Genomic DNA, 19,175 nt, shown 5'->3' with positions numbered 1-19,175 from the left:
AAGTGCTTAACGCGCCTCACACAATCTTTACGCATAAAGACATAGCGGTTTAGCTGCACCCGCAGCTAAAATGGCGCGATGACACGTGCCAGTGTTCCTGAGCACATTTAAACAGTCACTGACGCACATCAGAATCAGGGGTGTCAGTTCAGGGTGAGTAAATGCAGTGAAATATTGCCTGAAGTTAATCGCGCTGTGCGCCGCCATTTTGCTGCTGACGGGCTGTGGCAGCATTATCAGCCGGACCGTACCCGGACAGGGGCACGGCAACCAGTATTATCCGGGCGTGCAGTGGGATGTGCGTGACGGGCCGTGGCGCGTGCTGACCATTCTCGATCTGCCGCTGTCGCTGGTGATGGACACGCTGCTACTGCCGGTTGACGCACAGCACGGCCCGTACGAGTAACTTACGCCCAGTTGTCTGACGGACTGTCGTCGTCTTCCCACTCTTCGGCCGCTGCCTCGCCTTCTTCCAGGTCGCGCGGCGGCTCCAGCTGAAATTCGCCTTCGTCCCATTCGTGCAGGGTATTTTCCGACTGCCACTCCTGGCGCAGCTCAATTTCATCGAAATTACCGTCGAACACCGCCTGCGCCGCTTCACCGCTGCAAATTGGCAGGCATTCGCCCTGGCCGTCTTCATCAGCGAAAAACTCCGCCTGCCACATAATGTCGCCATCCTGCATCACGTACTTCTGCAGCGCAAACTGGCTGACACTGGCGTCATCCTGCTCCAGCTCAGGCTGGCTGGCGAGGAACTCTTCGCGTGCGGCTTCAATGGCTTCTTCTAACGTACTATACAGGCTCATCTGCAACTCCTTGTCAGTGCAAAAAGGGATTTCACAGAAGAATAGACGAAAATTGGCGGCTGTCAGGGCGGGAGAGAACAATGACGGGGTGGATGCGTAAAAAGTCATCCACCCGCGCCGGTTACATCATTTTTTGCGGAAAGTGCAGAACCGGTCGTACCGACTCGCGTAACACGGGTGCAGAATAACGGATGCAGCATTTAATACAGGGTTTCACCTTTTTAAAATTAATTCGTGCGGTGGCCAAAGCCTGATTTAAATTATAGAGCGTACCGATGAACACCATATCCTCCTTAACCGGCAGACGTTTACACTCTTTCCGATGCAGCAGATGGTAACCCTCCTGATCGGTACTGATCGTCACGTAGTAGTAGATACCTTTATTCATATTATGTGTCCTGAATATTTTTGCTGTGTGTAATCTTTTTATATTTTTAAACGCGCAGTTAACGAGCTAACTGTCAGGGTCGAAACTAACTGGATTCGATCGGGCTAACCAATTCCATAAAGATATATTAAAGATGAATTTTTAATCAAAAAAGAATATGGCGGTTAACTTTCAGACAAATACTTGTTTAATCAGTAAAATTTATTAGATAAGTAAACAAGACGGCAAGCCTGAGTAAAATTAAATAGGAAAAGGCCTGGAAGTCATCAAAATCAGATCCGCACCCGTCATATTTACGCATATTGCCGTACAAACTCAGGCACTGAAAAGCAGCGGCGGGCGAGGGAGAACGCGTCGGCGTAACAGCGAAAAACCGTGATTAATGCGTAAGATAGCAGCAGTCAGCGTAAAGGGTGTCGTTGACTTGAGTGTCGCCGTGTGGAAGGCATAGCAGTTCAGGCTGGGCCTTTTTTAGCGCGCCACTGCGCAGACAATCACGTGAATTAAGGCAAATGTGCGGTAAATAACGCGGGGCATTGATAATACCCCGCAACCGATTAATAGCGTGAAGGCTGCCCTTCAGGCCGGGTTTTAAAGCGGCGATGCAGCCACATATACTGCTCAGGCGCCAGCAGCACCGTCTCTTCTACCACTTTATTCATCACGATAGCGGTATCCAGTTCACTCTCCAGTGAGAATTTGTGGCGGATATCCGGCATCATTTTCAGTTCGTAGCCGCGGCCGTGCGGCAGGCGGCGTGCCAGAAACGGCACCACGCTCGGATTAGCCAGACGAATCAGCATATGCGTGCCGGTGGTGGTCGCGGCTTCCTGAACGGCAAAGAACGGGGCGAATACACTGCTGCGCGGGCCGTAGTCGTGATCGGGCGCATACCAGATGATGTCGTTGTTCTTCATGGCGCGGATCATGCCTTTCAGATCTTTGCGATCCAGCATGCTTTTATTGGAACGCATGCGTCCCCAGGTTTGCAGCCAGTCCAGTAACTTGTTGTCGTTAGGGCGATACACGCCAATGCCCGGGTTGTACATGCCAAACACGCGCGCACCCAGCTCCAGCGTCAGGAAGTGCATGCCAATCAGCAGGATGCCGCGCTTTTGTGCCAGCGCCTCGGTAACGTGCTCCAGGCCGCTGGTGCTGACCCATTTACGAATACGCCAGTCCGGCCAGAACCATGCCATGCCGGTCTCAATCAGCCCCATTCCCACCGATTCGAAATTGTGCTTCACCATGGCTTCGCGTTCGCTGGTCGGCATATCGGGGAAGCACAGCGCCAGATTGCGTTGCGCGACCTGAACACGACGCTTCATAAAACGCATGGCAAGGCGTCCCAGCCCGCAGCCAGTCACGTACAGCAGCGGGTAGGGCAACAGCACCAGTACATAGAGGAAACCGATGCCCAGCCAGGTCAGCCAGTAGCGTGGATGAAGGAGTTCGCGGGTAAATTGCGGAAGTTGCGTCATGGAAATATCAATGTCCTGCGTCGTGTACCAGAGAGTCCGGTTTCTGTAATTGGCCGGGATTATGCCATTTTTTCTCTCTGACTGAAATCAACCATCCGTGCGTCAGCGCACGACGAACAGCATTTCTGCGCAGATATTAGCGAGCACAACGCAGAACCCCGTCGATTGTTGCTGATGGCAGGAGAATTGCACCAGAGGCTTTGCATCACGCTCAATTCAGGTATCATATGCGCGCTAAATTTCTCTGATTGCTAACAGGTGTTCACCATGCCAGTGTTACACAACCTCGTTTCCAATAAAGAGCTGAAAGAACGTATGCTGGCCGAAACCGAGCCGCGTACCACAGTCTCTTTTTATAAATACTTCCAGATCGCCGATCCACAGGCATTCCGCGACCGTCTCTATGTTGCCTTAACCCAGCTGAAGGTATTCGGCCGCGTCTACGTGGCGCAGGAAGGGATTAATGCGCAAATCAGCGTGCCGGCCAGTCGCTATGAGGCGATGAAGGCGATGCTCTATGCCTTTGACCCGGCGCTCGACAATCTGCGCATGAACATCGCGCTGGATGACGACGGCAAATCGTTCTGGGTGCTGCGCCTGAAAGTGCGCGATCGCATCGTGGCTGACGGTATTGAAGACGGTAGCTTCGACGCCAGTAACGTCGGTAACTATCTCAAAGCGGCCGAAGTCAACGCCATGCTCGACGATCCGGATGCGGTGTTTGTGGATATGCGTAACCACTACGAATACGAAGTGGGCCACTTCGACAACGCGCTGGAAGTGCCAGCCGATACGTTCCGCGATCAGCTGCCGATGGCGGTGGATATGCTGCAGGCGCAGAAAGACAAAAAAATCGTCATGTACTGTACCGGCGGCATCCGCTGTGAAAAAGCCAGTGCGTGGATGAAGCACAACGGTTTTGATGATGTTTACCACATTGAAGGGGGCATCATCGAATATACCCGCCGCGCGCGCGAGCAGGGTTTACCGGTGCGCTTCAAAGGCAAAAACTTCGTGTTTGACGAGCGCATGGGCGAGCGTATCTCTGACGATATTCTCTCCAGCTGCCACCAGTGTGGTGCGCCGTGCGACAGCCACACCAACTGCGTTAATGACGGCTGCCATCTGCTGTTTATTCAGTGCCCGAGCTGTGCGGAAAAGTATCAGAACTGCTGCAGCCCGCTGTGCATGGAAGAGTCGAAACTGGCGCCGGAAGAGCAGCGCGCGCGCCGCGCTGGCCGTGAAAATGGCAACAAAGTGTTCAATAAATCGCGCGGTTTACTCAACATGACCATGGCGATCCCCGCGCCGGACAAAAAGTAATGGCTTAACAGCCTGGCGCATTGCCCGCCAGGCTGTACTGCTGATTACTGACGCACACCTTCGACTGAAATGATCAGCTCGGCTTTTTGCGAGGCCGGACCGAGATCTTTGCTGATGTTGAACTCTTTCAGCACAATTTCGCCGCTGGCGGCAAAGCCAGCGCGATAACCGCCCCACGGATCCTTGCCTTCCCCAATCAGCTGCGCATCCAGCGTGATCGGCTTCGTTACGCCGTTGAGCGTCAGGTTGCCGGTGATCTTATAGTCCTTGCCCTGTTTTTTAACCTCAGTCGAGCTGAAGCTGGCCTGCGGGAATTTGCCGGTATTGAGGAAATCCGCGCTGCGCAAATGCTTGTCGCGCTCGGCATGGTTGGTATCGAGGCTGTTGGTATTGATGGTCACGTTGACCTTGTCCGCGGCGGGATTGGCTTCATCAAAGGTAAAGCTGCCATCAAAATCTTTAAAGCTGCCGTACAGCCAGCTGTAGCCAAGATGCTGAATGCGGAACTGGACAAACGCGTGCTGACCCTCTTTATCAAACTTATACTCAGCCGCGCTGGCACTCAGGCTGGTCGAAAAGAGGGCAGCGGCGCTGAGCGCCAGCAGGGTTTTCCTGATCATATTACTTTTCCTTTTCAGAGGTTAAGGGGATGCGGTAACCGAGCATCCGTTTCAGCGTCATGTCGCGATCGACAAAATGGTGTTTCAGCGCGGCCAGGGCGTGCAGGGCAGACAACAGCACCAGAGCCCACGCCAGCCATAAATGGACCTCACCGGCGACATCGGCCTGCTCACCCGCGCCGCTAAACAGTGCCGGTACCTCAAACCAGCCAAACACTGAGACCGGCTTGCCGTCTGCGGTAGAGATCAGATAGCCGCTGATCAGCAACACCAGCAGCAGGCCATACAGCAGCCAGTGCGCAGCATGGGCGGCACGGCGTACGTGCGGCGAGTAACTGTTGAGCGGTGCCGGCGGCGGCGATATCACGCGCGAGCACAGGCGCAGCAGCAGAGCAGCAAACAGTAAGATGCCGATGCCTTTGTGAATCTCAGGGGCGCTGTGATACCAGCCGTCGTAATAGCCAAGTCCGACCATCCATAAACCCAGCGCGAACATACCGTAAATCGTCAGCGCCATCAGCCAGTGCAACGCAATGGTTAACGCACCGTAATGCCGTGGAGAATTACGCCACATAGTTAAGCCGTTATCAGGAAATAAGTGGTAATGAGAATCTACAACCTGAAATAGAAAATCAATCGTCCTTACTTTTCTATAACTTTGAATTTAGGGGTTCGATATATATGGCGAAAGGCTGGCGGTGTAATTCAATAATTCTGAATAGATAAGCAAAAAGCAGTTTTAGCCCTGGCGGCAATGGGTATTGCTTCACCAAATGCGCCATAAACGCGGGCGGAAAGTAAATCTGTGTCAGGAAAGGTCAATAACTGCCAGTGCGCTCCGCACCGGCAGCAACAAAATCAGGCAAAACGCGTAAGTGAGAAGGGCGTGAGGTCAAAGGAGAACGGTTTATTCTGCGCAAATTCGCTGGCCAGTTCACCCAGCACGCTGGCGAATTTAAACCCGTGGCCGCTCAGGCCGGTGATAATCAGTCGGTCAGGCTCGCCGGGCAGGGTATCGATAATAAAATCTTCATCCGGCGTGTTGTCATAGCTGCAGGCTTCACCATGCAGGCACACGCCTACGCCTGGCAGAAACTGGCGCAGGAAGCTAAAGGCTTCGTTACCGTCAGCGGCGATGCTGCCGAACGGTTTGCGGTCCGCTGGCGTCTGCATCGGCTGACCGCCATCGTGGCGTCCCACTTTCAGGGCATTATTGTCTGCCGGGAAGCCGTAGAAATGGCTGCCATCCGGCATCTCTACCGTAAAGCCGGGGAACTGGTTATTTTCGCTGTAGCGCCCATCGGCCTGATACCAGGCAAACACCTTACGCACCGGCGTAACGGGCAGATTGTCCACCAGCTGACTGACCCAGGTGCCGGCGCTGATCAGTAGCTTGCGCGCGCGGAATACGCCATCGCTGGTGGTGACCTGCTGCAGATCGCCCTCGCGGCCAATCGCGCTGACCGGGCAGTTAAACAGCTGCGCGCAGCCAGCCTGTTCCGCCAGCTGCACCCAGCTGCGCACCGCCTGTTCGCATTTCAGGAAGCCAGAGTTAGGCTCAAATACGCCTACGTAGCCGTCCGGAACGCTAAGCTGCGGCCAGCGTTTACGCACCTCATCGGCCTGTAACACCTGCACCGCTAACTGCCAGCGGTTAGCGCTGTCGATTACGTTGTGAATGAAATCCGAGCTGGCCGGCGCCAGATTAAGAATGCCACTGCGGTGCATAATGCGTTCGCCGCTCTGGCGCTCCAGCTCATCCCACAGCGTCTGGGCGCGCAGCACCAGCGGCACGTAGCGTTCACCTTCGCCGTAAGCATGACGAATCAGGCGGGTTTCGCCGTGATGCGTCCCCTGACTGTGGGGCGGGTGCGCGCTGTCGATCATCAGCACCGACAGGCCCGCCTGGGTTGCGTAGAAACCCGCGGCAGCTCCGACGGAACCACTTCCCACCACAATCAGATCATAAACCATGACGACATCACTCCTGCAAAACGGCGATTTTTTTCAATAGCATATCAAAAGAGTGCGCCCATGAAAAAGGCACCCTGTAGGGTGCCTTTTCACGCGATGGTGATGATTAGTGCTTGCGATTATCGCGTAGGTATTGCTCAGTGGACTCGATCTTTGCAATGCCAGCTTCGAGGATAGAGATAAACTGTCTGGCTACGTCAGTTGTCAGCCAGTATGTTGGGCCCACGTCAGCTTCTTCTTCTTTCTGGTCCTGCGATGATAGCGAGTGCAGGCGGATCATCATGGCGTCATAGCTGTCAACGGTGCTGATATCCCATCCCACCAGCGGATGGGTCTGGATGACGTCTTTACTTCTGTCCATTATAACCTCCTTATTACTCGTTAAACGAAGTGCTTTCGAGGTTCAATGCGTCTGTATCTTGCACTAGCGAGATAATTATAACATGGAATTAACAGTACAGTAGTTAAAAAGTGTGGTGACTAAAAACACAGCAAAATAAAAGCAGCCAAAAGCCGGTTTTCAACGAATAAATAAACGCCTTTCGCAGCTGGGTATTTATTGTCGCAGCGCAACGTGTCGTCATACCGATTATCGGCATCTCAGCATTAAAACTTTAACGGGCTGAACGCCAGGGTAAAAATCTGAAATTATCCCTGCGACTCGGCAGGCAACTGCCCTTTGCGTCGATGGATCTCGTCGGCCAGCCGGGCAAAATGCTGCTGTAACTGAGCGTCATGATTCTGGTTTTGCGCTTCGAGCGTCAGATTGTGAGCCAGCAGCTGGCTGGCGCGATCGTCCAGACAGAAGGTCAGTGTGGCAAAGGCATTTTCCAGCACGGTCAAACGGCGTTGCTGTTCAGCAATGAAGGCCAGTAATTCTCCAAACGTCATCGCCTCTTCTGGTTTTTCAGTAGTCATGTGCAACACACCTCCTGTAAGCACGACGAGGCAAGAATAGGACATCGTTTAATCAGAGTCTAGCTGGCGCGGGTTTTTCTGGCGAGCGGGAAATAAAAACAAAAAAGCCGGGCGGCGGGCCCGGCAAAAACGGCACAGTGGCGGTTAATCGGTAATAAACCAGTCGTCAGCGCTTTCCCAGGTTTCCTGCAAAATATCGCTGATGCGGTCGCGTGATTCTTTACAGCCGCCAAACACGCTGAGCTGGTTACCACCGGCATAGCGCACTTTGACGTGATGATTGTCGTCGGGAAAATCGCGGGAGATACGGCGAGTGAGTTCAGCGCTCAGTGCATCCAGTGCACCGGCGGGAAGGGGCTGAGTCTTTGCTACGGTAATTTCAACACGCATAAACGCCTCCGGGATAATATACTGGTTATTTGTACAGTATAAAATTCCCGAAGGCAAGCGGCAGATGATTATTCTTTGATGCGCCAGTTAAGGGTTTCACCGGCGAGGAACGGAACCAGCGTATCGTCAGCGACCGTGATGCTCTCCTGCACCGTCCACGGCTCACGCACCAGCGTCAGGGTACCGTCGTTGAGCGGCAGGCCGTAGAACCTGGGGCCGTTCTCAGAGCAGAAGGCTTCAAAATGCTCCAGTGCGCCAAGCTCTTCAAACACGGTCAGATAAGCGGGCAGCGACGTCGGCGCATTAAATACGCCGGCACAGCCGCAGCTGGCTTCTTTCAGATGGCGCAGGTGCGGTGCCGTGTCGGTGCCCAGGAAGACACGACGGTTGCCGCTTGCCACCAGGTTACGCAGCGCTTCCTGATGAATGTTGCGCTTCAGAATGGGCAGACAGTAGAGATGCGGGCGCACGCCGCCCACCAGCATGTGGTTGCGGTTGAACATCAGATGCTGTGGCGTAATGGTCGCGCCAAGCAGTTCATTGCCGGCGGCCACATACTCCGCAGCTTCCTTCGTGGTGATGTGTTCCATCACCACTTTCAGGCCCGGGAACTGCTGGCGCAGCGGCTGCAGCACGGTTTCGATGAAGCGCGCTTCACGATCAAAGATATCAATGTGCGCATCGGTGACTTCGCCGTGCACCAGCATCGGCATACCGATTTCCTGCATGCGCTCCAGCACGCTGGCAATTGAGGCAATGTTGGTGACGCCATGGCTGGAGTTGGTGGTGGCGTGTGCCGGATAGAGTTTTGCCGCCGTAAAAATACCGCTGCGGAAGCCGCGTTCGATTTCGTCCGCATCAAGCGAATCGGTGAGGTAACAGGTCATCAGCGGCGTGAAGTGATGCTCAGCAGGCAGCGCCGCCATGATGCGTGCGCGATACGCTTCGGCAGCCGCAACGCTGGTGACCGGCGGAACCAGATTTGGCATGACAATCGCACGACCATTCACCGCGCTGGTATAGGGCAGCACTGCATTGAGCATCGCGCCATCGCGCAGGTGGATGTGCCAGTCGTCAGGGCGGCGAATCGTGATTTGCTGGGGTTGGGCTGTCATTCAAAAAGGCTCCGGCTGAGGTGAAAACGAAATGGCTCGTTTAGGCCGGGGACTAATCATAAGGGGGCGGGCAACCGTTTGCACGGGATTTTGCAGTGCGGGAGAGAAATAACCGCAGGCGCGGCAGGTTGCGTAGCTGCGTGGCAGGCGCGGGCAGAATCATGCCGGCATCCTGCCACGCTATGCATGGCCGCCGCTGAGAACGGCCGCTTGCAACGTTAATCGGTAAACGGAATCACCAGCTGGCCAGGCTTCACTTCCAGCCCTTTAGCCAGTTTCTTCGCCAGCGCCTCGCCTTTGCTGCGGTCGGCGCTTAGCACGTAGGCGGGTTTTTCATTGAAATAGCGCTTGAGGGATTCGTTCAGATACGGCGTAAGGGTTTTCATGATCGACGCCATCTTCTCAGGTTGCACCTGTGCGTCGACGATTTCGAGGTCCTGCAGATAAATGGCGCCCTGCTGCGCGTTATACACCGGTTGCGCTTTCATCTTCAGCTGCATTTCGGCCTGCTGCGGACCAAAAAGCGAGCTGACGTTGATGTTGGCTTTACCAGACAGCGTCACTTTGCCGGGTTCTTCACGGCCAATCTGGCTGCTCAGGTCGGTCAGTACAATATGGGCATTCACCAGCCCGGACACGCCGATGTCTTTCTCGTAGTTGTTGCGCTTTTGCAGCGCCTGATTCACTTCCTGCTCGCTGATGGTGTATTGCGTCAATTGGTTACAGCCGCTGAGCAGCACGGCAAAAAACAGGGCAAACAGCCCGGGAAACGCCTTCTTCATCATTTCTTCTTCCTGGTTGATACGGCCAAACAGCCTTAAGCCTGCCTGATTCAGGGCCAGGTGTCACCAGGAGAGAGATGAGAAACGCAGCCGCGCGCTTCTCATCACAGCGCCATCAGGCCGCAATCGACGACAGCAGATTCACCTGCGTCTGTTTCGCCATATTATCGCGGTAGTCGGCGACGCGGCTCGGCCATTCGATACCGGAAACCAGCGTCAGCGAGCGCAGCAGCGGAAACAGATGAATGTCATCCTCAGACAACTCGCCGTTCACCGCGTTGGGTTTGACGATCAATTTATCCAGCTGGCGCAAATCATCGCTGATATTTTTGATGAAACCCGGGGCATGTTTACGCAGTTCGGCAAAGTCACCGAGGCTGGCCTGTTTCTTTTCGCGGAAGTAATCACGTGCTTCGGGAGTGGCGAATTCAGCAAAGGCGGCCTCAGCGATGCGCGGCAGCAGCAGCTTGTTGATGTAGCCATTGACCCGTCGCAGCCAGTCGGCGATGGCGGGATTTTGCTTGCCGGTCAGCAGCGGCTGGCGATCCTGATTATCGACAAAGCGCACGATATCCATGCTCTCTGGCATCGCACTGCCATCGGCTTTTTGCAGAATCGGCGCCATTTTCTGGCCAATCAGCTTTTTCGGCGTTGCTTCATCGTCATTGAGCATCACAATCAGCTCAACCGGCAGGTTTTTCAGGCCAAATATCATGCGTGCTTTGACGCAGAAAGGGCAGTGATCGTAGATGTAAAGTTTCATCCCGTTTCTCCTGTGATTCTCAGGGTGACGGAGGTCACCCTTTTTCCGGACGTGCGGGAAGTATGGAAGAGAACGCCTGAACCGGCAAACTAGCTGCTGAAGATCGCCGGTGCCACCTGGCGCGGCTGGAACTGCCACCACAGCGCCAGCAGCGTGATGATACCGACGGTGCTGAGCAGCATCCACGGCAGCTCCGGCAGCGCCAGCTTCTGGCCCATATCGAACATCCAGCCGCCACCGGAGTAGCCAATCAGTCCGCCAATCGCCAGGCCGAGCCGGCTGAACCCCATGTAGCTGCCGCGTGCCCGGGCGCTGGCCAGGGACGCACTCAGGGTTTCACGCGCCGGTTCAGCGATGATCGATCCGAGATAGAAGACGGCGATCAGCAAAAACAGCGACGGCAGCGAATCGGTCATGCCAACCGGCAGCAGGCTGAAGGTCATCAGAAACAGCCCGGCCATCAGGCGCGTCTCGAGGCGGAAGCGCTTTTCACTCCAGCGCGCCAGCGGATAGAGCAGGCTGAGTGACAGCAGCGCTTCAATCGCATACATCCACTTCACCGCCGCCGGTGCGCCCGCCACCTGATTGACCATGACCGGCAGCATCAGCATCACCTGCACGGCGAGAATGTAATAGCCGGTCAGGGTAAAGACATACAGGCGGAAACGGCGGTCGCGCCACACGCGCTGCATTCCCTCGCGCATGGCGATACGCTCCGTAGAAATGCGCCATGCTGGCAGCCACACGGCGTTAAAGATGGCGGCGACGACAAACACCGCCGCACCGACCCAGCACACCAGACGGAAATCCCACGCCAGCAGCCAGCTGCCAATCAGCGCGCCCAGCACCGCGCCGGCGCTGTCCTGCATCATCAGCAGCGAAAAGAAGCGTCCGCGCTCGCGTGCCCGCACCAGTTTCACCACCAGCGCGCTGCGTGGCGGATCGAACAGCGTGCCGCCCAGTCCGGACAGCAGGCAGGCCAGCCACAGCAGCCACGGCTGATGCGCCAGCGCCATACAGGCGAAACCGGCGGCACGCATCAGCATGCCGGTGACGATCAGCGGCCGCGCGCCAAAACGGTCTGCAATGGCCCCACCGAAGATACCCAGCCCCTGCTGCACCAGCTGACGCAGGCCGAGCGCAATGCCCACCAGCAGCGCGGCCCAGCCAAGCTGTTCCACAAAGTGAATGGAGATCAGGGGAAACACCACAAAGAATCCCATTACCACCAGCATGTTATCGACTAACAGAAACGTTTTTCCAAGGCGTCGTGCCCGCGCAACCCGTGACATGCTGAATCCTGAGCAAGTGAGAAGGAAAAGTGACCAGCTGGTCTATTTTCTGCCTGCTCCGGCGGGAAAAATAGCGTTTTCAGGATGATATTTTTTTATCCAGCCTGAAGAGAAATTAATCCTTAATCGGAATCAATTGCCGTGAGCGATGCGCGGGGTTTTACCGCAGCCGGGGTGACGGTTATAGTGAGAAGTAACGCCGCTGGCGTACATCTTTCTTTCGTTATGGATTTCAGGAGTCATGATGTTTGGCTATCGCTCTGCTGGCCCGCGCGTGCGGCTTACCACCGATCGTCTGGTGGTGCGTTTAGTACATGAACGCGATGCCTGGCGTCTGGCGGATTACTACGCCGAAAACCGCGCCTTTCTTAAACCCTGGGAACCGGTGCGCGATGAGAGCCACTGTTATCCTTCCGGCTGGCAGGCGCGCCTGGGTTTAATTGCCGACATGCATAAACAGGGCTCCGCGTTCTATTTTGTGCTGATGGACCCGGAAGAGCATGAAGTGCGCGGCGTCGCCAACTTCAGCAATGTGCTGCGCGGATCGTTTCATGCCTGCTATCTCGGCTACTCGCTGGGAGAGAAGTGGCAGGGGCAGGGCATGATGTTTGAGGCGCTGCAGGCGGCGATTCGCTACATGCAGCGCCAGCAGCGCATTCATCGCATCATGGCCAACTATATGCCGCACAATCAGCGCAGCGGTGATTTGCTGGCGCGCCTCGGTTTTGAAAAAGAGGGCTACGCCAAAGACTATTTACTGATTGATGGCCGCTGGCAGGATCATGTGCTGACGGCGCTTACCTGGCGCGAATGGAACCCGGATCGTCGCGGACAATAATAAAAGGAACACGTAATGAAGATGGCTCTCTCCGCGCAGGCATTGCGCGTGATCGGCTGCCTGCTGGAGAAGCAGGTCACCACGCCGGATCAATATCCGTTATCCCTCAATGGCGTGGTCACCGCCTGTAATCAGAAATCTAACCGCGAGCCGGTGATGAACCTGAGCGAAAGCGAGGTGCAGGCTCAGCTCGATGAGCTGGTGAAAAAGCATCTGGTCACCGCTAACAGCGGTTTCGGTCAGCGCGTCAGCAAATATGAACAGCGTTTCTGCAACTCGGCGTTTGGCAATCTGCAGCTGAATGCCGCCGAAGTGGCGGTGCTGACGCTGCTGTTCCTGCGCGGCGCGCAGACGCCGGGCGAACTGCGTACCCGCAGTGGTCGTCTGCATGAGTTTCAGGACATGGCCGAAGTGGAACGCACGCTGGAGGGGCTGACGACGCGCGATGACGGCCCCATGGTGGTGCGTCTGGCACGCGAGCCGGGCAAGCGAGAAAGCCGCTATATGCATCTGTTTGGCGGCGAGGTGGCGGACGAGCTATCCGCGAGCCACACAGCGTCGCCTGAGTCTGACGATCTGGCCGTGCGCGTTGCTCAGCTGGAAGCGCAGGTGGCGCGCCTTGATGCTCAGCTGCAGCAACTGCTGCAGCGGGAGGCGTGAAATGACGCTGCGTATTGGTGTGGTCGGGCTTGGCGGTATCGCGCAGAAAGCCTGGCTGCCGGTGCTGGCGCAGGCCAGCGGCTGGCAGCTGGTCGGCGCGTTCTCGCCCAGCCAGGCGCGGGCGCAGCCGATCTGCGACAGTTACCGTATTCCTTATTTTAGTCAGCTGGATGCGCTGGCGGCGGCCAGCGATGCGGTGTTTGTACACAGCAGCACCGCCAGCCATTTTGAGGTAGTGCAGGCGCTGCTGCTGGCCGGTAAAGATGTTTGTGTCGATAAGCCGCTGGCCGAAACGCTGCAGCAGGCGGAGACGCTGGTGGCGCTGGCGGAAAAGCGCAAACGCAAACTGATGGTGGCCTTCAACCGGCGCTTTGCACCGCGCTACCAGCAGCTGAAAGCGCAGCTGCCGGGCGCGTCCTCGCTGCGCATTGAGAAACACCGGGCAGACAGCGTCGGCCCGCACGACCTGCGCTTTACCCTGCTGGATGACTATCTGCACGTGGTCGATACCGCGCTGTGGCTGGCCGGCGGCAAGCTCAGGCTGGAGTTCGGCCATATCGACACCCATGATGACGGCGCAATGCTCTACGGCGAGCACCATTTCTCGGCCGGATCGCTGCAAATTACCACCAGTATGCATCGCCGCGCGGGCACGCAGCGTGAAGTGGTCAGCGCCATCTGCGACGGGCGTTACATCGAGATTAATGAGATGCGCGACTGGCGTGAAGAGACGCTTAGTGGCCTGCGCAGTGATGTCCCGCCGGCCTGGCAAAGTCATCTGACCCAGCGTGGCTTCAGCGGTGCGGCACACCATTTTATCCAGTGCGTGGAAAATCAGACGATGCCTGAAACCAGCGGTGAACAGGCGCTGGCGGCGCAGCGTCTGGTGGAAAAACTGTGGCGCGACGCCGTACAGGAATAACCCCTTGTAACACTCAATGCTGGTCATTTCCCACCGCAGCAGTAGACTATCGCCGGACATCGCAGGATGTCCGCGCTAAGTTGCTCATTTATCCGACACTTTTCAGGATGCGCCACTCATTATGAATTTGCTGAAATCGCTGGCTGCGGTCAGTTCGATGACCCTGTTTTCCCGCGTGCTGGGCTTTGCCCGCGACGCCATCGTGGCGCGCGTTTTCGGGGCTGGCATGGCCACCGATGCCTTTTTTGTGGCGTTCAAACTGCCCAATCTGCTGCGCCGTATTTTCGCCGAAGGCGCCTTTTCACAGGCCTTCGTGCCAATTCTTGCCGAATATAAAAGCAAGCAGGGCGAAGACGCCACGCGGGTGTTTGTTGCTTATGTATCAGGCCTGCTGACGCTGGTGCTGGCAGTGGTGACAGTGCTGGGCATGGTCGCTGCGCCCTGGGTAATCGTGGTAACGGCGCCGGGTTTTGCCGATACCGCCGACAAGTTCGCCTTAACCAGTTCGCTGCTGCGCGTCACCTTTCCTTATATTCTGCTGATCTCGCTGGCGTCGCTGGCCGGGGCGATTCTTAATACCTGGAACCGCTTCTCCGTCCCGGCGTTCGCGCCCACGCTGCTGAATATCAGCATGATCGGCTTTGCGCTGTTTGCCGCGCCGCACTTCCATCCGCCGGTGATGGCGCTGGCGTGGGCAGTGGTCGTGGGCGGGCTGCTGCAGCTGTTTTATCAACTGCCGCACCTGAAAAAGATTGGCATGCTGGTACTGCCGCGCGTCAACCTGCGCGATGCCGGCGTGTGGCGGGTGATGCGCCAGATGGGCCCGGCGATTCTCGGCGTGTCGGTGAGCCAGATCTCGCTGATCATCAATACCATTTTCGCCTCGTTTCTGGTCTCCGGCTCGGTGTCGTGGATGTACTACGCCGATCGTCTGATGGAGTTTCCCTCTGGCGTGCTGGGCGTGGCGCTCGGCACCATCCTGCTGCCGTCGCTGGCGAAGAGTTTTGCCAGCGGCAACCACGATGAATATTCCCGTCTGATGGACTGGGGCCTGCGTCTGTGCTTCCTGCTGGCGCTGCCGAGCGCGGTTGCGCTGGGCATTCTTTCCGGTCCGCTCACCGTGGCGCTGTTCCAGTACGGCAAATTTACCGCTTTTGATGCGGCGATGACCCAGCGCGCGCTGATTGCCTATTCGGTTGGGCTGATGGGGCTGATCGTGGTGAAAGTGCTGGCGCCGGGCTTTTATTCGCGGCAGGACATCAAAACGCCGGTAAAGATTGCTATCGCCACCTTGATCATGACCCAGCTGATGAACCTGGCGTTTATCGGCCCGCTGAAGCACGCCGGTCTGTCGCTGTCGATTGGTCTGGCTGCCTGCCTGAATGCGGCGCTGCTCTACTGGCAGCTGCGCAAACAGCAAATCTTTCAGCCGCAGCCGGGCTGGCACGGTTTCCTGCTGCGTCTGCTGGTCGCCGTCGCGGTGATGGCTGCTGCGCTGCTGGGCATTCTGCAGGTGATGCCGGCGTGGGAAGAGGGGCAGATGTGGTGGCGGCTACTGCGGCTGGCGGCGGTGTGCGCCATTGGCGGCGGCGCTTACTTCGTGATGCTCGGTTTACTGGGCTTCCGCCCGCGCGATTTTGCCCGCCGCACGGCGGTGTGAGCGCACAATAAAAAAGGGTCGCCCGGTGTGGCGACCCTGATTCAGCGGACCCGCAGCACGGCTGCGTTTAGCCTTTGCGGCTCAGCGTGCTCTGGCCTAAACCACGACCGTCCGGACCGTAAAACGACTGGGTCTGATGCGGTTTCAGCACCGAAAGTGCCTGTTCGGTAAAGGTCATCTGATGCTGCAACAGCATGCCATTGTGCTGATTGGCGTCGCGCAGACGCTGGGTATGTTGCTGAATGCTGTGCCAGCGGCGTGCGATATCATTGTGACCACGATAAGGCGCTTTGGTACCCAGCGACAGCTCGGTTTTGCGGCGCATTTCGTCCAGATAATTCAACGTCGTCAGCAGCGCGCTTTTATCTTCTGTAATGCGCTGCAGCAGGTTGCCATTAATCCGTCCGGCAGAAAGTTGCTGCTGCTCTTCATCCATCACGACGTTAAGCGAACTCAGCACATCCTGCATTTTATCTAAGGTGGTCAGCAGATTATCCATCGGGACTATTTACCCTCTAAAAACGCCCTGGTATCGGCGATCAGCGCATCGGCGATCTTACCGGTATCCATTTTCAGTTCACCATTACGAATGGCGGTCTTCAACTGCTCTACGCGCGCTGTGTTAATATCTTTGCTGCCCGGCTGCATCAGCTGCGCCTGAGCGGGACTCAGCGTCACTTCCGCACCATTCTGGCTGGTGCTGGTGGCCGGTGCGCTGTTCTGACGCACTTTTGCCTGGTTGTCGCTGCTGTCACGGGTTTGTACAGTGCTCACCGGTTTTAAAGGCTGCGTTCTGTCGATACTCATGGTGTGGCTCCTGTTAGGGTCAGTTGGGGATCAGCCAACTGAGTCAGCATAGGGTAATATCATTGTTGATATCTCTATCGGCAGAACAACAGCGTTCTTTAACGCTTTATAGCGATATCAGAATATTCCCATCCTCGCTGACACGACCGCTTACCACCTGGCCATTGCTCATGCGCACGCGCACCGTCTGCGCCGCGCTGGCGTTGTTTAACGCACGACCTTCACTGCTGGCATTAAAGCCGTTGCCGCTGGCAATCACCATCACATTCTGACCGGCTTTCACCCGCCACGGCTGGCGCAGCATAGTGGCCGTCACCGGCTGGCCTGGCGCAATGTCACGCAGGGCAATGGCGTCCGCCAGATTGCTGCTGCTGAGCAGCGCGCGCGCCGGCAGCGTATCCAGCCGGCCACTCTCCAGGCGGAAGTCACTGGCGCTGACGTTGCTGCCGCGCGCCAGCTGACGATTGGCCACCAGATACTCGCCGGTGACCTGCACCTGCACCTGCAGATAGCGACGATTCTGGCCGCAGCTGGCGGCAATGCTCAGATTGCCCCACTGGCGACTGTTACCCGGCAGCAGCAGCTGCGGTGTGTCGCAGGCGGGCCACTGCGTCTGCGGCGTGCGGACCACCACCGTCATACCGGCGGCGTGCTGCGGATCGCGTGCCTGAAAGAACTGAGTCAGCTGCGCGCTGAGATCGGCGGCATAGCCGGGCGTCGCGAAGGCCAGCCACAGCAGGGCCAGCAGGGAAGAAGTTGTACGCATCAACGCCTCCTGTCGAAAAGATGGCACTGAGTCTACTCCGCGCACAAAAAATTCAAGGTGAAAAATAGCCACGATTTTTGCTGCTATTCAGACGATAGCCCTTGCTTTTGTCCCATTAAGCTGTCAGCTCGAAATTCTCATTCGCGGAGGAAGCATGCTCGACAAACTCGATGCCGCGCTGCGATTTGGTACAGAAGCATTAAACCTGCGGGCGCAGCGCCAGGAGATTCTGGCGTCTAACATTGCCAACGCCGATACCCCGGGCTACCAGGCGCGGGATATCGACTTTGCCAGCCAGCTGAGCAAGGTGATGCAGAACGGCCGTGCCGAAGGCAGCAGCCTGGCGCTCAATGTCACGTCATCACGTCACATTGAAGCGCAGACCAACTCACAGCCCGCACTGGATCTGCTGTACCGCATTCCCGATCAGCCTGCCGCGGATGGTAACACCGTGGATATGGATCGCGAGCGTACGCAGTTTGCGGATAACAGCCTGAAATACCAAACCGATCTCACCCTCATCAGTAGCCAGATCAAAGGCATGATGAGCGTTCTGCAGGGGCAATAATCATGGCATTGCTGAATATCTTTGATATCGCCGGTTCTGCGATGACCGCACAGTCACAGCGGCTCAACGTCAGCGCCAGTAACCTGGCCAACGCCGACAGCGTCACCGGGCCGGACGGCCAGCCGTACGTGGCGAAGCAGGTGATTTTCCAGACCGATGCCGCTCAGGGCGCGGCCACCGGCGGCGTCAAAGTGGCCGGTGTCGTGAACGACCCGACGCCCGCCAAACTGGTGTATGACCCGGGTAATCCGCTGGCTGACCAGAAAGGCTACGTCAAAATGCCTAACGTCGACGTGGTCGCCGAAACCGTTAACACCATGTCCGCGTCGCGCAGCTATCAGGCCAACGTCGAAGTGCTGAACACGGTGAAATCAATGATGATGAAAACCCTCACCATGGGTCAGTAACGGAGACGCATTATGAGCCTTGCAGTAGGGATTAAAGACAACCTCGACCCCACGGTCCTCAGCTCCAGCAGCAGCACCGGCAGCGGCAACAGCGCGCAGGATCTGCAAAACCAGTTCCTGAACATGCTGGTGACGCAGCTGAAAAATCAGGACCCGACTAACCCGATGGACAACAGTCAGCTGACAACCCAGCTGACGCAGATCAACACCCTGAGCGGCATTGAAAAACTCAATACCACGCTGGGATCGATCTCCGGTCAGATCAGCACCAGCCAGTCGCTGCAGAGCTCAACGCTGATCGGCCATGGCGTGATGGTGAAGGGCAGCCAGGTGCTGGTCGGCAGCGGCACCAGCACGCCGTTTGGCGTGGAGCTGGGCACCGCGTCGACTGCCACCAGCGTCACCATCAAAGATGGTAACGGCAGCGTAGTGCGCTCCATCGATCTCGGCGGTCTCAGCGCCGGCGTTCACACCTTCTCGTGGGACGGCAAGATGGACGATGGCAGCGCCGCACCGGACGGCAAATATACGGTTTCACTCGCCGCCAGCAATGGCAGCACCCAACTGGTGGCACAGCCGCTGAACTACGCCTATGTCAACGGCGTCAGCACCGTGAATAACACCGCAAAACTGGATCTCGGCACCATGGGCTCCGCGACCCTCGATGAAATTCGTCAGATTCTCTGACTAACCTC

The 19,175-nt window shown here is 56.8% G+C and carries 25 protein-coding genes; 9 read left to right on the top strand and 16 right to left on the bottom strand.

Annotated elements, in window-relative coordinates:
• The first annotated feature begins 166 nt into the window (after positions 1–166).
• Positions 167–406, top strand: coding sequence for a YceK/YidQ family lipoprotein (locus AC6I8P_RS11570; RefSeq protein WP_021506444.1), 240 nt, complete (start codon positions 167–169; stop codon positions 404–406).
• A gap of 1 nt (position 407) precedes the next feature.
• Here the strand turns inward: AC6I8P_RS11570 and AC6I8P_RS11565 are convergent, their stop codons facing one another.
• The 3 genes from AC6I8P_RS11565 to AC6I8P_RS11555 form a co-directional block, all read right to left on the bottom strand.
• Positions 408–806 carry a MysB family protein gene (locus AC6I8P_RS11565; RefSeq protein ID WP_021506443.1) on the bottom strand — a complete coding sequence of 133 codons (399 nt, stop codon included), beginning with the start codon at positions 804–806 and terminating at the stop codon, positions 408–410.
• A 121-nt stretch (positions 807–927) separates the two neighbouring features.
• Complete coding sequence (locus AC6I8P_RS11560) at positions 928–1,194, bottom strand: hypothetical protein (RefSeq protein WP_021506442.1); 267 nt, start codon at positions 1,192–1,194, stop codon at positions 928–930.
• A 557-nt stretch (positions 1,195–1,751) separates the two neighbouring features.
• Entirely contained in the window at positions 1,752–2,675 is a 924-nt protein-coding gene (locus AC6I8P_RS11555) for a Kdo(2)-lipid IV(A) acyltransferase (RefSeq protein ID WP_021506441.1), read from the bottom strand.
• 267 nt (positions 2,676–2,942) lie between these two features.
• Between AC6I8P_RS11555 and trhO the strand changes: the two genes are divergently transcribed.
• A complete protein-coding gene (trhO, locus tag AC6I8P_RS11550; RefSeq protein ID WP_021506440.1) occupies positions 2,943–3,998 on the top strand; it encodes an oxygen-dependent tRNA uridine(34) hydroxylase TrhO in 1,056 nt (351 codons plus the stop codon).
• Positions 3,999–4,042: 44 nt separating this feature from the next.
• On the opposite strand, the gene AC6I8P_RS11545 is transcribed toward trhO, so the two are convergent.
• The 10 genes from AC6I8P_RS11545 to mdtH form a co-directional block, all read right to left on the bottom strand.
• The gene (locus AC6I8P_RS11545; RefSeq protein ID WP_021506439.1) at positions 4,043–4,618 is read right to left on the bottom strand and encodes a YceI family protein; all 576 of its coding nucleotides are present in this window, start codon (positions 4,616–4,618) and stop codon (positions 4,043–4,045) included.
• A 1-nt stretch (position 4,619) separates the two neighbouring features.
• Positions 4,620–5,192 (bottom strand): cytochrome b, encoded by a 573-nt coding sequence (locus AC6I8P_RS11540; protein WP_498030626.1) that lies wholly within the window; start codon positions 5,190–5,192, stop codon positions 4,620–4,622.
• A gap of 284 nt (positions 5,193–5,476) precedes the next feature.
• On the bottom strand, positions 5,477–6,592 hold the full coding sequence (solA, locus tag AC6I8P_RS11535; protein ID WP_058769615.1) for an N-methyl-L-tryptophan oxidase: 1,116 nt from the start codon (positions 6,590–6,592) through the stop codon (positions 5,477–5,479).
• A gap of 106 nt (positions 6,593–6,698) precedes the next feature.
• A complete protein-coding gene (gene bssS / locus AC6I8P_RS11530) occupies positions 6,699–6,953 on the bottom strand; it encodes a biofilm formation regulator BssS (RefSeq protein WP_021506436.1) in 255 nt (84 codons plus the stop codon).
• 287 nt (positions 6,954–7,240) lie between these two features.
• Positions 7,241–7,510, bottom strand: coding sequence for a hypothetical protein (locus AC6I8P_RS11525; protein ID WP_010617279.1), 270 nt, complete (start codon positions 7,508–7,510; stop codon positions 7,241–7,243).
• Between the two features lie 144 nt (positions 7,511–7,654).
• Entirely contained in the window at positions 7,655–7,900 is a 246-nt protein-coding gene (dinI, locus tag AC6I8P_RS11520) for a DNA damage-inducible protein I (RefSeq protein ID WP_021506435.1), read from the bottom strand.
• A 68-nt stretch (positions 7,901–7,968) separates the two neighbouring features.
• The gene (pyrC, locus tag AC6I8P_RS11515) at positions 7,969–9,015 is read right to left on the bottom strand and encodes a dihydroorotase (RefSeq protein WP_021506434.1); all 1,047 of its coding nucleotides are present in this window, start codon (positions 9,013–9,015) and stop codon (positions 7,969–7,971) included.
• 218 nt (positions 9,016–9,233) lie between these two features.
• Positions 9,234–9,797, bottom strand: a complete 564-nt coding sequence (locus AC6I8P_RS11510; protein ID WP_021506433.1) for a lipoprotein — start codon at positions 9,795–9,797, stop codon at positions 9,234–9,236.
• Between the two features lie 115 nt (positions 9,798–9,912).
• Positions 9,913–10,560, bottom strand: a complete 648-nt coding sequence (gene grxB / locus AC6I8P_RS11505) for a glutaredoxin 2 (protein ID WP_021506432.1) — start codon at positions 10,558–10,560, stop codon at positions 9,913–9,915.
• 89 nt (positions 10,561–10,649) lie between these two features.
• Complete coding sequence (gene mdtH / locus AC6I8P_RS11500) at positions 10,650–11,852, bottom strand: multidrug efflux MFS transporter MdtH (RefSeq protein ID WP_059010456.1); 1,203 nt, start codon at positions 11,850–11,852, stop codon at positions 10,650–10,652.
• A 244-nt stretch (positions 11,853–12,096) separates the two neighbouring features.
• On the opposite strand from mdtH, the gene rimJ reads away from it, so the two are divergent.
• The 4 genes from rimJ (at position 12,097) to murJ (ending at position 15,932) form a co-directional block, all read left to right on the top strand.
• Complete coding sequence (gene rimJ, locus AC6I8P_RS11495) at positions 12,097–12,690, top strand: ribosomal protein S5-alanine N-acetyltransferase (protein WP_021506430.1); 594 nt, start codon at positions 12,097–12,099, stop codon at positions 12,688–12,690.
• A 15-nt stretch (positions 12,691–12,705) separates the two neighbouring features.
• Positions 12,706–13,350 (top strand): DUF480 domain-containing protein, encoded by a 645-nt coding sequence (locus AC6I8P_RS11490; RefSeq protein WP_059010451.1) that lies wholly within the window; start codon positions 12,706–12,708, stop codon positions 13,348–13,350.
• A gap of 1 nt (position 13,351) precedes the next feature.
• Positions 13,352–14,272 carry a Gfo/Idh/MocA family protein gene (locus tag AC6I8P_RS11485; protein ID WP_150058331.1) on the top strand — a complete coding sequence of 307 codons (921 nt, stop codon included), beginning with the start codon at positions 13,352–13,354 and terminating at the stop codon, positions 14,270–14,272.
• A 121-nt stretch (positions 14,273–14,393) separates the two neighbouring features.
• Entirely contained in the window at positions 14,394–15,932 is a 1,539-nt protein-coding gene (murJ, locus tag AC6I8P_RS11480; RefSeq protein ID WP_058759461.1) for a murein biosynthesis integral membrane protein MurJ, read from the top strand.
• A gap of 67 nt (positions 15,933–15,999) precedes the next feature.
• Here the strand turns inward: murJ and flgN are convergent, their stop codons facing one another.
• The 3 genes from flgN to flgA all read right to left on the bottom strand — a co-directional run bounded on the left by flgN (position 16,000) and on the right by flgA (position 17,505).
• Positions 16,000–16,431, bottom strand: a complete 432-nt coding sequence (gene flgN, locus AC6I8P_RS11475; RefSeq protein ID WP_421039334.1) for a flagellar export chaperone FlgN — start codon at positions 16,429–16,431, stop codon at positions 16,000–16,002.
• Positions 16,432–16,436: 5 nt separating this feature from the next.
• Positions 16,437–16,739 (bottom strand): flagellar biosynthesis anti-sigma factor FlgM, encoded by a 303-nt coding sequence (flgM, locus tag AC6I8P_RS11470; RefSeq protein ID WP_104186892.1) that lies wholly within the window; start codon positions 16,737–16,739, stop codon positions 16,437–16,439.
• 106 nt (positions 16,740–16,845) lie between these two features.
• Complete coding sequence (gene flgA, locus AC6I8P_RS11465) at positions 16,846–17,505, bottom strand: flagellar basal body P-ring formation chaperone FlgA (RefSeq protein ID WP_021506424.1); 660 nt, start codon at positions 17,503–17,505, stop codon at positions 16,846–16,848.
• Between the two features lie 154 nt (positions 17,506–17,659).
• Here flgA and flgB point away from each other — a divergent pair, with 154 nt between their 5' ends.
• Genes flgB through flgD form a run of 3 tightly spaced genes read left to right on the top strand, consistent with a single transcriptional unit; the run spans position 17,660 to position 19,167 of the window.
• A complete protein-coding gene (gene flgB, locus AC6I8P_RS11460) occupies positions 17,660–18,073 on the top strand; it encodes a flagellar basal body rod protein FlgB (protein WP_021506423.1) in 414 nt (137 codons plus the stop codon).
• Between the two features lie 2 nt (positions 18,074–18,075).
• Positions 18,076–18,480, top strand: coding sequence for a flagellar basal body rod protein FlgC (gene flgC, locus AC6I8P_RS11455; RefSeq protein WP_021506422.1), 405 nt, complete (start codon positions 18,076–18,078; stop codon positions 18,478–18,480).
• 12 nt (positions 18,481–18,492) lie between these two features.
• Positions 18,493–19,167, top strand: a complete 675-nt coding sequence (gene flgD, locus AC6I8P_RS11450; RefSeq protein ID WP_021506421.1) for a flagellar hook assembly protein FlgD — start codon at positions 18,493–18,495, stop codon at positions 19,165–19,167.
• Positions 19,168–19,175: the final 8 nt, after the last annotated feature.

It is taken from the genome of gamma proteobacterium symbiont of Lampromicra miyakona, from assembly GCF_059730895.1.
The sequence above is the reverse complement of the archived record's forward strand: the minus strand, read 5'-3'. Positions and strand labels throughout refer to the sequence as shown.